Source organism: Pseudomonas sp. FW305-96 (assembly GCF_058783825.1).
Genome location: NZ_JBYSYW010000032.1, coordinates 41,089 through 54,111 on the forward strand (window position 1 = coordinate 41,089; position 13,023 = coordinate 54,111).

Consider the following 13,023-nt stretch of genomic DNA (forward strand, 5'->3'; position numbering starts at 1 on the left):
CCCTCATGCGAGTCCTATTCATGTGCACGGCCAATAGCTGCCGCAGCATCCTTTCCGAGGCCATGTTCAATCACCTGGCGCCTCACGGATTTGAAGCCGTCAGTTCCGGCAGTTACCCGAAAGGCCAAGTGTTGCCTCGCAGCCTGACCACCTTGCAGCATGCCGGCATCTCGATCGAGGGTCTGAGCAGCAAGGGCAATGACGCGTTCGAGCGTTGCCCTCCTGACATCGTCATCACCGTTTGCGACAACGCTGCCGGTGAAGCCTGCCCCGTGTATTTCGGCCCTGCGCTGAAGACGCACTGGGGGCTGGAGGATCCGTCCGCTGTCGTGGCTGACGAAGCGTCGGCCGACGCTGCATTCCGCGCAACGCTGGCCCGGATCCAGTCTCGCTGCCAGGCCTTCTTTGCGCTGCCATTCGAACATCTCGATCGTGAGCAGCTCAAAAATGAGCTGGATCGCATCGCTACGCTTTGAGCAGGAGGAAACATGTCCGAGCAACTGCCTAATCTCGATCTCTCGCTGTTCGATCTGCCGCCAGCGGCAACCCGCTCCAGCGAGCACAAACCGCGCATCCTGTTGCTGTATGGATCGACCCGCGAACGTTCCTTCAGTCGCCTGCTGGTGGAGGAAGCTGCACGCCTGCTGGAGCACTTCGGTGCCGAGACCAAGGTCTTCAATCCGTCGGGCTTGCCGCTACCTGACGATGTACCTGTTGAGCACCCCAAGGTGCAGGAGCTGCGTGATCTGGTGCAGTGGTCGGAAGGTCAGGTCTGGTGTTCGCCAGAGCGCCACGGTGCAATGTCAGCGGTGTTCAAGGCGCAGATCGACTGGATTCCTCTGGCACTGGGTGCGGTTCGCCCCACTCAAGGCAAGACCCTGGCGGTCATGCAGGTGTGTGGCGGCTCGCAGTCATTCAACGTGGTCAACCAGTTGCGCGTGCTTGGCCGCTGGATGCGCATGTTCACCATCCCCAACCAGTCTTCGCTGCCCAAAGCCTACCTTGAGTTTGATGACGCCGGGCGAATGAAACCCTCGCCGTACTACGATCGTGTGGTGGACGTCATGGAGGAGCTGGTGAAGTTCACCGTTCTGTTGCGCGACCGCCAGGCGCTCTTGGTGGATCGCTATTCGGAACGTAAGGAAAACGCCGAGCAACTCGCTGCCCGTGTGAACCAGCGCTCGATCTGAGACGGATGCCGCTTCAGTCGTCTCCACGTCCCACCGCTGGTCGCAAATAGCGAACGGCTGATGATGCTCATCACTCTCCTGTTCTGAGCACCGCAGCAACGGATCCAGGCCCTCGAAGCTTAGTGTCCTAGCCCGTCGCTCGCTGTCCCGCCCGCCTCTCCTACGAGCCTTGCTGACGGAGGAGAGATACCGTGCGGTTAAAAAATTGTCTGATCACGCCGGGCATCACCGCCGGCGTCACCCGAGCAGCCTTGAACCAAGCGTCGAGATGCTCACTGCCTATGGCCTCTGGCCAGGAGCGCACTATGAACTTCGAAGAACGCGACAAGTACGGTATGTACAAGGGACGGACCGATTTCACTGCCGAGGGAGACCGCGGCCCGGGGCCGCGGCTGATGGGGGCGGATACACTCATCGGCAACGACGTGTATAACACGCAAGACGAAGACTTGGGTGACATCAAGGAAATCATGTTGGACACCGCCAGCGGCAAGGTTGCGTACGCTGTACTGTCGTTCGGCGGTTTCCTTGGGATGGGTGAAAAGCTGTTCGCCGTGCCGTGGGGGGCTTTACGCTTGGATACGGTGAACAAGCGCTTCGTCCTTGATGCCGACAAGGACCGCCTGAAGAACGCCCCAGGCTTCGATAAGGACAACTGGCCAAACATGAGTGATCCGACTTGGGGCAGAGGTATCCACGACTACTACGGCACCACGTGGGAAAACGATCCCCGGCTGTGATGTGTCAACCTGCTTGGCCGGGCTCCCGGCCAAGCCTATCCTGATCAACAGAACCGTGACAGGCGGCTTTGGGTCGATGGACGTGCTCTTCGCAGCGAGAGCCACACGCCCTCGCAGCACGGTCTCCAGGCAGGCTGTGCAGTCACTCTGCGGTGCTTTCGTATCGCACCCATCCTGCAACCTCGGAACCTGCGACTACACGGTCTTTGGGGTGAATCCGACCTTCACAGACAGGCACCTCTGGGAAGTCAAATGGGCTCATGCCCTCGATACAGGCCACATTGACTCCATACTGATCAGGCGCAGAACGGCGCTGGTGGAAGGTGTAGATGCCACACTTCGAGCAGAAGTAGTGCTTTGCTTCGCGTGTGTTGAACTGATAAAGAGTCAGCGCCTCTTCCCCTTGGGTAACAGTGATGTCGCCCAGGTTAGCTGATACCGCCACGGCACCACGCATACGGCAGAGAGAGCAGTTGCACCTGCGCGCTGTACGCGTGCCGTCGGTCAAGCGCAATGAGAATTGCACTGTCCCACAATGGCAGGCGGCTTGGTAGACAGCGCGGTTATCGTTTGTTTCATTGAGCATGGCATTCTTCTACTTGAGTCTGGGAACGGATGGCCGGCCCAACAGGTTGGGGCGAGTATTTTGAGTCGTAAGTGGTCACTCGCAGATGGTAGCGATCGCCCCACGGCCGTCGTTCGCAAAAGCCTTGCCCACTCTGGCCGCGGATCAATGGCGAGCGCAGACATCGCATCCAAGTCAGGCGGCGCCCTTGGCCTGCTGCTCCAGATGCACCTGCAATGCCGGATCCAGTTGCAGTGCGCCGGCCAGCTCATCCAGGTAGGCCCGCTCTGCTTCCTGCTGGTCATCCACCAGCATCACGCTGGCCAGGTACATTTCCGCGGCCATCGCCGGGTCCCGCGCCGACTGCGCCACCTCTGCAGCATCGAGTGGCTTGCCGACTTCTTCATCCAGCCATTGCTGCAGTTGCGGGTCGCTGGTCTGGCGTTTGATTTCGGCGTAGATCAACTGTTCTTCCTGCTGGTCGATGCGCCCATCGGCCTTGGCCGCCGCAATCAGCGCGCGCAGGATCGCATGGCTGTGATCCTCGGCCTCGGCGCCGGACAGTTGATCCACCGTGCGAACCGCCTGCTGCGGGGTTGCCGCCTGGCTGCGCTGCCAGCTTTGATAGGCCTTGAATGCCATCATCCCCAGCGACGCCAGGGCCGCGTAATTGACGCCGCCCGCGGAACGCCCCTGGGTATAGCCGCCAGTGTTGCTGCCACCGCCGCCCAGCAGTCCGCCCAGCAATCCACCAAGGCCGCCACCGCCAGCCGTCGTACCGCCGCCGCCAAGCAGGCCGCCGAGCAAGCCACCCAAGCCACCCATGCTGTCTTGCGATGAGCTGCCGCCGCTCCCTTTTTGCATCTGCGAAGCTTGTCTTGCCCGAAGCAGCTGTTCGAGTAGATCACTGGTATTCATGGCACCGCCCTCGTCGGTCGTGGTCGCCCAGACAAGCAACGATAGCCCCCTGAAGGCGATCCGCCATGACCGCCTGACCAATGGGGCGTTCGGCTCAATGCGTTGTCGTTGCTTGGATTGAGGGAGGGCAATACCGTCTGCCCAACGATGGTGGCAAAAGGCCGTATTCCTGCTCGCCTGATCCCTTGCCGCGCTATATCATTGCGCCCTCGCAGCTGAGGTGCTTGCTCGCTGATTGCAGCTGCCGATGGATCGAGACCCGCCCCAAGGATTTTTCATGTCTGGATTGCTCCGTGCGTTCGCACGTCTTTTACCGCTTGCCCTACTTACCGGCTGCGCCGCCAAATCCTCCGTCCTGGTCAGCGAGGCCCTGCAACCGGCCGCTGGTGGTCCAGTAACGTACCTGGTAGGCAGCATCGGCCCCCTTGGCCGCGATAGTGCCTACACCAACCAACGCATCCTCCTGCGCAAACGTGGCGCGCAGGACGGCGCGGCGGCATGGTGGGGTTTCGCCGAGGTGGCCCACACCCCGAAGGACATCGAAGAGGTGCGCGGCCCCGACAAACAGGCGCTACCCGGCGAGGCCAGCGTGTTCGTCATGCCACTCAAGCCGGGCGACTACGAATTCTATGACTTCCAGTTCTTCTGGAACGGCTACAACGGTGGCTACAGCTCCATCCGGGCACGGGAACAGTTCCTCGTGCCCATGCACCTGGAAGCCGGCAAGGCGTACTACATCGGCGAATTCCGTTCGCGTTGCCTCGGGCCTTCCGCCTGCCTGTTCTTCCATGGCGACCAGCAGCCGCGCGATGAAGTGATCGCCCGGCGCTACACCCCCGCATTGCCACCCCTGCAGGCCCTGAACTTGAACATGGCGCCGGCATTCCCCTTCGTCATGCCACTGCCCCAAGCCGCCCAGCCGGCGAAGTGACCCGTACCCAGGAAACCCCGCAATGAAAAAGACTCTGTTCCTCAGCGCCAGCCTGCTGCTGGCCGGCTGCGCAGGTACCCAGACCTTGCCCGATCCGCACATCGAGGCAGGTCAGGATTACCTGCCGCCGATCGCGGTAATGGTCGATTCGCTCGAGCACGGCACCGAGCTGCGCAATTACCTGCGCGAGAGCGGCGTATTCAGCAAGGTCGAGAATGGTGCCGCCGGCGAAGGGCAGACCCAGGTGATGGTCAAGCTGGATGCCCAGCGCAAGGTCGCGCCATTTCCTCTACTGTTCCTAAGTGCCGCCACTCTGTTCCTCTTGCCCTTGCAGAGTGACCTGGACACCAAGGCCGACTTCATCGTGATGCGTGATGGCAAGGTGCTCAAGCGTTATCACTATGAGAACTACATGGCCAAGTACGCCTGGCTGCTTGACCTCGGTGTTCCTGAACGCGAGGAAAACATCCGGAGGGTCGCCCGCGCCTTCGCCCGTGACATGCAGGCCGCCAACCAGGGCAGCAAGCCGCTGGAGGCGCAGCGATGAACAAGCTGGTCAAGGCGGCGCTGATGGTGGCCGGGCTGGCATTGCTCGGCGGCTGCAACCCGTCGATGAAGCCGCTGGGCTATCACGCGCAAAAGCCCTATGTGCCGATGAGCCTGTTGGTGCTGCCGGATGGCTACACCCGCTTGGACGTCCAGAAGCGCGACGAGCTGACCAAGGCGGTCAGGTCGTCGGGCGCGTTCTCTTTCGTCGACCACGGACTGCCGCGCAAGGGTTACGCCCTGGTCATCAGCCAGCCGCCAGGGGAAGGGGCTGGTTTTCTGGTCGCGCTCAACGCCCTGACGCTGCTGACGTTCCCGATGCCCTACAGCTACGTGCACAACCTCACCGGCAAGGTCTACAAGGATGGCGAGCTGCTGCGCAGCTTCAGCTACAAGCGCGAGGGCATGAGTGTGGGCGCCTGGTATGTGCCGCCGCCGATTACCGAGAACCAACGGCAGATGCTGACTGAACTGATGCGCGACCTGGAGGCCAGTGCGCTGATTCCCCATGTCGATGATGCGGGGCAGGTTGGGTTGGTTGATCAACGGTAAGTCGTGGGCAGCACAATGAGATCTCCATCGCACATCCGAGGATGATTGATCCAGAACCTGCATTGTTCTGAATGTGACTTGCCACCGCCCACGTGTTCGAACCGGGTGCTATTCGGCATGATGCGTAACGCTGAGCTCAAGCGCCGGCCAATTCTTGCAACAGACGCTGTTTGAGATCGTGCAGGCGTGCGCTGTCTCGTCGGCGTGGATGGGGCAGGGGGATGCTGATGTCTTCCTTTATCCTGCCAGGCCGCGCATCCATCACGATCACCCGGTCACCCAGGTACAGAGCCTCTTCGACGTCATGGGTCACCATGATCACGGTGCAGCGCTCCTGCACCCAGATGCGTTGCAGCTCCTGTTGCAGACGCACCCGGGTCAAGGCATCCAGTGCGCCGAGCGGTTCGTCCAGCAACAGCACCTTGGGTTTGTTCACCAGTGCCCGGGCAATCGCCGCGCGCTGGGCCATGCCGCCAGACAGCTGGTGCGGGTAGGCCTGCTCGTAACCGCCCAGGCCCACCAGTTCGATGTGCTCGGCCACCAGCCGGCTCTTTTCAGCCGCCGGTAACCTATGGTTCTTCAAGGCCAGGGCAATGTTCTGCTGCAGGGTCATCCACGGGAACAGGCGGTGGTCCTGGAACACGATGCCGCGCTCAAGGCCCGGCCCGCGCACCGCCTGCTGGTCCAGCAGGATCTGCCCCTGGTAATCCTGATCAAGGCCGACGATCAGTCGTAGCAAGGTCGACTTTCCGCAGCCGCTGGCGCCGAGAATGCTGACGAACTCGCCGGGGCGGATGTCCAGGTCGATGTCTTCAAGTACCGGCACTGGCTTGCCCTTGAGCGGGTAGGCCTTGCTCAGGCCGCGGATGGTCAGGGCGGCAGGGCTGACGCTGGTGGGTAAGGCATGGGCGATAGCGTTCATGATCGGGCCTTTCAACGGGTGGGCTGCCAGCGCAGCAGGCGGCGGGTAAGCAGGGAACACAGCCAGGACATCAGGTAGCCGCACAGGCCGATACACAGCACGCAGACCACGATAATCTCCATGCGCGCCGCGGCCTCGGCGTTCATCATCAGGCTGCCAAGGCCAGCCCCGGCGGACAGAAACAACTCGCTGCCCACCGAGGTAACCCAGGCGAAGGCCAGGGCTTGCAAGACGCCGGCGGCAATGCCTGGCAATGCCGCCGGCAGCAGGATCAGCCACAGTTGCTGCCAACGGCCGAGCATCAATACTCGCGCGGCCTCACGGTGCGGGCCGGCGACCTGGCGCAGGCTTTCAAAGGTGTTCAGCACCATCGGGTACAACGCTGCCAGGCTGACGATCAGCAGCTTGGCGCCTTCACCGTTACCCAGCCACAGGGCAATCAGCGGGATCCAGCCCAGCATCGGCACCTGGCGCAGGGCATGGAACAGCGGTGCGATCAGGCGGTTGGCCGGCACGGACAGGGCCATTAGTGCCCCCAGGCCGACACCGCCGACGATGCCGATGGCAAGGCCGCTGCAGGTGCGCAACAGGCTCGCCCACAGGTTGACCAGCAACTCGCCGCTGACCAGCAGTTCGGCCAGTGCGCTACCTACCTGCGCCAGCGGTACGAAGGCATAGGCGCCAGTCGCGCCCTGGCGCGAGGCATATTCCCAGGCACCGAGCAGCAATAGCGGTAATACCAGGCCACGCACATTCTGCAGTTTCATCGCATCCTCCTCAGCGGCTTTGCCAGGCAGACAGGCGCCGCTGCACACGGCGCAGGGTGAAATCCAGGCAGAAACCGATCAGCCCGGTCAGCACCACGCCGACCATCACTACATCGATGCGCAGCATCTGCCGGCCCATCTCGATCATCTGCCCCAGGCCGCTGTCGGCCGCCAGCAGTTCGCAGGCCACCAGCACCACCCAGGCACGGGTGAGGGCCACGCGGATACCGGTGACAATGGCCGGGACCGCGGCGGGCAGGGCAATCCGGCCTACCAGCGTGGGCCAGCGCAGGCGGTACACCGCTGCCACTTCGAAATGACTGCGAGGGATCGCACGGATGCCTTCGCAGGTGGCCAGCGCCACCGGGAAGAACGCGGTCTTGGCGACGATGACCACCTTGAAGGTTTCGTCGACGCCGAACAGCAGCACGAACATCGGGATCAGCGCGATGCTCGGCACCTGGCGCAGGGTATGGAACAGAGGGGCGCAGTAAGCCTCCACGGTTTTCGACAGCGCCAGTGCCGCGCCAAAGGCCAGGCCGGCCAGTGCGCCACCGGTAAAGCCCAGGGCCAGCCGCGACAGGCTGCCGGCCAGGTGCTCCTGCAGCTCGCCGCTGGCCAGCAGGTCGGTGAGGCTGCGCCACACGTCCAGCGGCGAGATCAGCAGGTTGGCCGGAAACAGTCCGGCATTGGCCACCACGGCCCAGAGGGTGAGCAGGGCCAGGGGTGAGATGAACCAGGTAAGGGACGAGAGCACGCGCATGGCTGGCCTTGGGAGAGCAGGAGATAACGGCTTATCGCAAGAGCTGTGCCAGGCGGCGCAGGCCCTGGATTACAGGGCTGCAGGGAGGGGATGGTGCTGGGGAAGCAGCGCGGTGTTGCTGCAGCAGCAGTCGGTCAGCAGCATCGGCGTTGGCGCTTCGCGGGTTTGCCCGAGAAGCCGCCCACTCGGTTTCAGATCAGAAATCGTAACTCACACTGGTGTAGTAGAACGCCCCCTGCGCCCCCTCCGGGCTGGTAATGGAGTATTTCGGCACGCCATATAGCTGCGCGCCCTCAAGCTTGTCCGGGTGGCTGTCGAACAGGTTGATCGCGCCCGCCGACAAGGTCAGGCCCAGGTCGAAGTGGTACGACACGTCCAGGTCGGTTACCCACTGCGGGCTGAAGGTCTGGTCCAGGGCGGGGTTGGCGGCGTTGCGGTTCTGCCACTCGCCATACCGGCGCTGGGCCACGGTGACGCTCCAGCCGTCATGCAGCCAGTTGGCGCTGAGGGTCAGCTTGTCCTTGGGTGTGCCGTCTTCGATCAGGCCCTGGGTGTTGCGGCCGATGATCTGGTTGCCGGGGATGTTGCCCACGTCGCCCAGGCCGGTGATGCGGGTGTTGTTGCGTGCATAGCCGCCATTGAAGTCCACACGCCCCCAGCGGCCCACGTCCAGCTGGTAATGCCCGGCCAGCTCGAAGCCGTCGGTGCGGGTGTCGGCGATGTTGGTGTAGAACGCCGCGCTCTGGATGTTGGCGTAGGGCGTGCCGGCGAAGATCGGGCCGACCACCGACGCGGGCAACTGGTCGGACAGGGTGATGCGATTGTCGATGTCGATGCGGTAGGCGTCGAGTGTGACCGAGGCGTTAGGCAGTGGCTGCCAGACCAGGCCCACGGAGAAGTTGGTCGACTCTTCCGGCTTCAGTGCCTTGCCGCCCAGCAAGGCTGCTTCCGGGCTGTCGGCGCGCAGGGTGCGCTGCTGCACCTCGACCCAGTTGCCACTGCCCGGCGGCTGCTCCACCACCTGCACGCTGAACGACGACAACCCGCTCTGCACCAGCGAGGGCGCGCGGTAACCGGTGCTGGCGCTGGCCCGCGCGGCAATTTGCGGGGTGAAGTCGTAACGCAGCGACAGCTTGCCGTTGGTGGTGTCGCCAAAGTCCGAGTAATGTTCGCTGCGCACCGCCACGCCGGCCTGGAATTTCTCGGTCAGCTGGGCTTCGACATCGAAGTAGGCACCGATCACGCGGCGGTCCAGCGACACCGCATCGACCTGGGTGATCCCCGAGTAGTAACCAGGAATGCGTCGGCCCGTAATGGGGTCGATCGTGTTGAATAGCGGCCCGTTGGACCAGCCGGCAGCCTCGCCCTCGCTGAGGTCGTAGTTTTCCTGGCGCCAGGCCAGCCCGGCGGACACGGTCAATGGCTTGAACAGCCAGTCGTTGGCGAAGTCGCGGGTCCAGTCCAGGGTCAGGTTGGTCTGGTCTGCTTCGCGCCGGCCAGTGTAGATGGTCGACGGGCTGGTGGTGCCCCAGCTGGGGTTGATGGCGTTGCGGTCGGTGGAGTCGACGCGGTTGTTACCGTAGTTCAGTGCCAGGTCGAAATTGCCCAGGGTGTCGTTTTCAAGGCGCAGGCCACCGGTGGCGGCATAGTCTTCCAGGCCGTAGCGGGTGACTGGCAGGCGGCCGTCTGGGTAGCGCGCCAGGGCTACGCTGCCATAGTTGCTGCGCAGGGTGGTCGGTGGGTCGAAGAAATTCTCGGCGTCGGTGTTCTTGTGCGCGTAGGTCGCGAAACCATAGGCGCTCAGTCCCTCGCTCAAGCCCATTTCGGCGTTGGCGGTGAAATTGTACTGGTCCGAGACATTGCCCGAGCCCCAGCGCCAGTTGCGGTAGCGGTTGTTCTGCTCGCGCGGTGTGTCGATGCTGGTGGAGCCGGGGTAGAACAGGCGGTTGTCGTCACGGGTATCGCTGGCGGGGTCCTGGCTGCCGGCGTCGAAGGCCAGGGTCAGGAAGCCGTCGTTGGGCAGGGCAAAGCCCTTCCAGCCGCTGAGCTTGCGCTGCAGGCCGTCGCCTTTCTTGTAGCCGCCGAAGCGGTAGCCGGCGTTGCCGCCTTCGTCGCGCTCCTTGAGCACGATGTTGATCACCCCGGCGATGGCATCCGAGCCGTACTGAGCTGCGGCGCCATCGCGCAGGATTTCCACCCGTTCGATGGCCGACAGCGGGATCAGGCCAAGATCCACCGCTGCCGCGCCCCGGGCGTTGACCAGGCCCTGGCGGGTGACGTTGGCGCTGGTATGGCGGCGTTTGCCGTTGACCAGCACCAGGACCTGGTCCGAAGCCAGGCCGCGCAGCGAGGCGCCCTGGGCGATGGAGCCGGCAAACGCACCTTGCGGCGACTGTGGGAAGCTGAATGAGGGCGACAGCGCGGTAAGCGCGGCGGACAGGTCGCTGGCACCGGTTTGCTGGAGTTTTTCGCCGCTCAGCACATCGACCGGGGCGGCGCTTTGCAGGGCGGTGACGTCGCTGCGATGGGTGCCGACCACGACAACGGTGTCGAGGCGGGCGGAGGGTTCGGCGGCGAATGCGGGCACGGCAAGGCCGGCGATGGCCAGGGCGATGGCGCTGGCCAAGGCGGTTGGATGGGGCATGGAGTAATCCTTTTATGCAGCGTGATGCATTGGGGCTGCTGCATAGCAGCCCAATGGCTTGATAATCAGAAGCGGCTGGTAACGCTGAGCCCGACGGTGCGCGGGTCGCCGTAGGTGATCACGTACTGCCCGGCGGTGCCGTTGGGCCGGCCGTGCACCTGGTAGCGGCGGTCGGTGAGGTTGTTGACGAAGCCAGTCACGCTCAGCTTGTCGTCATGGCTGAACCAGCTCAGGCGTGCGTTGGCCAGGGTGTAGTGGGGTTGGCTGAGGGTGGCGTCGGCGCTGCTCTGACGGTCGGCCAGGAAGTACTCTTTGTCACGGAAGCTCACGTCGCCGCCGGCCACCAGCTTGCCGCCCACTTCCAGCGGGATGGTGTAGTCCGCCCCCAGCGACACCACGTTGCGCGGCGAACGCACGAAGCTGTTGCCGCTGTAGTCGCCGGTCACTGCGCCGGTGGTGGGGTTGGTGTTCTTGAAGTCGGTGTACTCGGTGTCCAGGAACGATAACGCCGCGCGCAGGTGCAGGCGATCGGTCGGCTGGCCCTCGATCTCAAGTTCCGCGCCCTTGACCTTGCCCTTGGCGCCGTTGGTCAGAGCGGTGGTGAGCACACCGTTGTTCACCGTCAGCAGGTTCACCTGGATGTCGGAGTAGTCGTAGTAGAAGATGTTCGCGTTGACCGTGAGGCGGCGGTCGAACCACTCCGACTTCAGCCCCAGTTCGTACGCGTCCAGCTTTTCCGGGTCGACCGTGGTCAACTGCGCCAGGCTGGTCGACAGCCCGGTGTTGAAGCCGCCCGAGCGGAAGCCATGGGCGTAGCGGAAGAACACCCGCAGGTTGTCGTTGATGCGGTATTCAGGCGTCAGGTCGTAAGTCCAGGCTTCCCAGGTCTTGTCTTCCTGGCGGTTGCCGTTGGTGCCTGCTCCAGCCAATGGGATCAGCGGGCCACTGGCCGTGGCACGGGTCTGCTGCACCAGGTCCAGGTCGATGTCCTTTTTCTCCTGAGTCCAGCGCAGGCCGCCGGTGACGCTGAAGTCATCGGTGAAGTCGTAGGTCAGGTTGCCGAACAGGGCGTAGCTGTCGGTGCGGTGATCGTAACCCAGGTCGCGGAACGCGGTGGTGCCCACCTGGTTTGAGCCGGTACCGTTGGGGGTCGGCCCCGGGGTGACGATACGCTGCGCAGAGCTGTCCAGGTCTTCATGGAAGTAGTGGGTGCCCACCAGCCAGTGCAGTGGGCGGTCTTCCGGCGAGGCCAGGCGCAGCTCCTGCGACCACTGGCGGTAGCTGTTGTCGGTGATGGCCGCGCCGTTGACCTCGTAGGGGGTGTAGTCGGCATCGCTGGTGGAGCGGTTGCGGATGTAGTCGTAGGCACTGATCGAGGTCAGGGTGTAGTCGCCCAGGTACCAGTTGAGGGTCAGCGAGGCGCCGTCGTGGTCCAGGCGATAGTCTTCATTGACGTTCAACGAGATGTCGCGCCCGTGCGGGCGTTCGTAGCCGACGTTGTAGTAGCGGCCCACCGGCAGCGAGCCGTTGCTGCCGTCGCCCTTGAACTGGCGGCTGTGCAGCTTGAGCAGGGCGTCCAGATCGGGGTTGAGCTGGGCCAGGAACTGCAGGCGGATGGCCTTCTTGTTCACATCGCCGTAAGTGTTGCCATCGAAGTCGTTGTTCTGGAAACCGTCGCGCTCCTCGGAGTACAGCGCTACCCGCCCAGCCAATTTTTCATCCACAAGCGCCCCACCGATGGCACCGGTGACAATACGCTCGTTCTTGGTACCGAAGCCGACCGTGCCGTAGCCGTCGGTGTCGAAGGTCGGCTTTTTCGAGATCACGTTGACCGCGCCGGCCGTGGTGTTCTTGCCATACAGGGTGCCTTGCGGGCCACGCAGGATTTCGATGCGTTCCAGGTCGAACAGCGGCCCACCACCGGCGATGGGTGCGTTGAGGTACACGTCATCGGCGTAGATGCCCACCGGGTAGACCGTCGCCGCGCCAGTGTCGCCGGTGCCCAGGCCGCGGATGTACCAACGCGGGCGACCGTCGCCGTCGGGGTTCTTGGCCGAGGCGTTGGGCACGAAGGTGGTGATGTCGCCCATCGCGCGCACACCGTCGGCAGTGATGCTGGTGCCCTTGATGGCCGACACGGCGACCGGGACTTCCTGCAAAGTCTGTTCGCGGTGCTGGGCGGTGACGGTGACGGTTTCCAGGGCCGGTTCGTTCTTTTTGTCTTGGTTGGCAGCGATGGCCTGGGTGCCGGTGCCGGCCAGCAGCAGCGCAAGGCTGACCTGGCGGGCGAGTGGTTGACGTTGGTGCATGGTGGATCTCCCCGTATGTAAAACGTTGTTGGGGAGAGCTAGAGCAGGGACTGTGCCACATTGTTAAATGATTGATTTATATGAATTTAATGCCTTTGCTTGGAGGGTCTTGCAGGTTGGGCAGCAGTGGGGTGCTGGGCGGGTGCTGCTGGGGCAGCAGTGGGGTGGCAGAAATG

13 protein-coding genes are annotated in these 13,023 nt (G+C 63.4%); 6 read left to right on the forward strand and 7 right to left on the reverse strand.

The genetic code is table 11. The features are described from left to right. The first annotated feature begins 5 nt into the window (after positions 1–5). The 3 genes from AC3WL2_RS20720 to AC3WL2_RS20730 all read left to right on the forward strand — a co-directional run bounded on the left by AC3WL2_RS20720 (position 6) and on the right by AC3WL2_RS20730 (position 1,930). The gene (locus AC3WL2_RS20720; RefSeq protein WP_102684008.1) at positions 6–476 is read left to right on the forward strand and encodes an arsenate reductase ArsC; all 471 of its coding nucleotides are present in this window, start codon (positions 6–8) and stop codon (positions 474–476) included. A 12-nt stretch (positions 477–488) separates the two neighbouring features. Beyond that, positions 489–1,190 (forward strand): arsenical resistance protein ArsH, encoded by a 702-nt coding sequence (gene arsH / locus AC3WL2_RS20725; protein WP_102684007.1) that lies wholly within the window; start codon positions 489–491, stop codon positions 1,188–1,190. Between the two features lie 305 nt (positions 1,191–1,495). Beyond that, the gene (locus tag AC3WL2_RS20730; protein WP_102684006.1) at positions 1,496–1,930 is read left to right on the forward strand and encodes a PRC-barrel domain-containing protein; all 435 of its coding nucleotides are present in this window, start codon (positions 1,496–1,498) and stop codon (positions 1,928–1,930) included. Positions 1,931–2,072: 142 nt separating this feature from the next. On the opposite strand, the gene AC3WL2_RS20735 is transcribed toward AC3WL2_RS20730, so the two are convergent. Together AC3WL2_RS20735 and AC3WL2_RS20740 are read right to left on the reverse strand one after the other, a co-directional pair. After that, positions 2,073–2,516, reverse strand: coding sequence for a GFA family protein (locus AC3WL2_RS20735; RefSeq protein ID WP_102684005.1), 444 nt, complete (start codon positions 2,514–2,516; stop codon positions 2,073–2,075). A 174-nt stretch (positions 2,517–2,690) separates the two neighbouring features. After that, entirely contained in the window at positions 2,691–3,413 is a 723-nt protein-coding gene (locus tag AC3WL2_RS20740) for a tellurite resistance TerB family protein (protein WP_102684004.1), read from the reverse strand. Between the two features lie 277 nt (positions 3,414–3,690). Between AC3WL2_RS20740 and AC3WL2_RS20745 the strand changes: the two genes are divergently transcribed. From AC3WL2_RS20745 to AC3WL2_RS20755, 3 genes are read left to right on the forward strand one after another with little or no spacing between them, the layout of a single operon-like run. Further along, entirely contained in the window at positions 3,691–4,344 is a 654-nt protein-coding gene (locus AC3WL2_RS20745; protein WP_102684003.1) for a hypothetical protein, read from the forward strand. A 22-nt stretch (positions 4,345–4,366) separates the two neighbouring features. Continuing rightward, positions 4,367–4,891 (forward strand): hypothetical protein, encoded by a 525-nt coding sequence (locus AC3WL2_RS20750; RefSeq protein ID WP_102684002.1) that lies wholly within the window; start codon positions 4,367–4,369, stop codon positions 4,889–4,891. Further along, complete coding sequence (locus AC3WL2_RS20755) at positions 4,888–5,442, forward strand: hypothetical protein (protein ID WP_102684001.1); 555 nt, start codon at positions 4,888–4,890, stop codon at positions 5,440–5,442. Before AC3WL2_RS20750 ends, AC3WL2_RS20755 begins: the two co-directional genes overlap by 4 nt. Positions 5,443–5,578: 136 nt before the next feature. Here the strand turns inward: AC3WL2_RS20755 and AC3WL2_RS20760 are convergent, their stop codons facing one another. From AC3WL2_RS20760 to AC3WL2_RS20780, 5 genes are all read right to left on the reverse strand, one after another. Further along, positions 5,579–6,364, reverse strand: a complete 786-nt coding sequence (locus tag AC3WL2_RS20760; protein WP_102684000.1) for an ABC transporter ATP-binding protein — start codon at positions 6,362–6,364, stop codon at positions 5,579–5,581. Between the two features lie 11 nt (positions 6,365–6,375). Then, complete coding sequence (locus tag AC3WL2_RS20765) at positions 6,376–7,131, reverse strand: ABC transporter permease (RefSeq protein ID WP_102683999.1); 756 nt, start codon at positions 7,129–7,131, stop codon at positions 6,376–6,378. A 10-nt stretch (positions 7,132–7,141) separates the two neighbouring features. Further along, a complete protein-coding gene (locus AC3WL2_RS20770) occupies positions 7,142–7,894 on the reverse strand; it encodes an ABC transporter permease (protein WP_102683998.1) in 753 nt (250 codons plus the stop codon). A 196-nt stretch (positions 7,895–8,090) separates the two neighbouring features. After that, positions 8,091–10,538: a TonB-dependent receptor plug domain-containing protein gene (locus AC3WL2_RS20775; RefSeq protein WP_102683997.1), complete on the reverse strand. Its 2,448-nt coding sequence runs from the start codon at positions 10,536–10,538 to the stop codon at positions 8,091–8,093. Positions 10,539–10,603: 65 nt separating this feature from the next. Beyond that, positions 10,604–12,847, reverse strand: a complete 2,244-nt coding sequence (locus AC3WL2_RS20780) for a TonB-dependent receptor (protein WP_102683996.1) — start codon at positions 12,845–12,847, stop codon at positions 10,604–10,606. Positions 12,848–13,023: the final 176 nt, after the last annotated feature.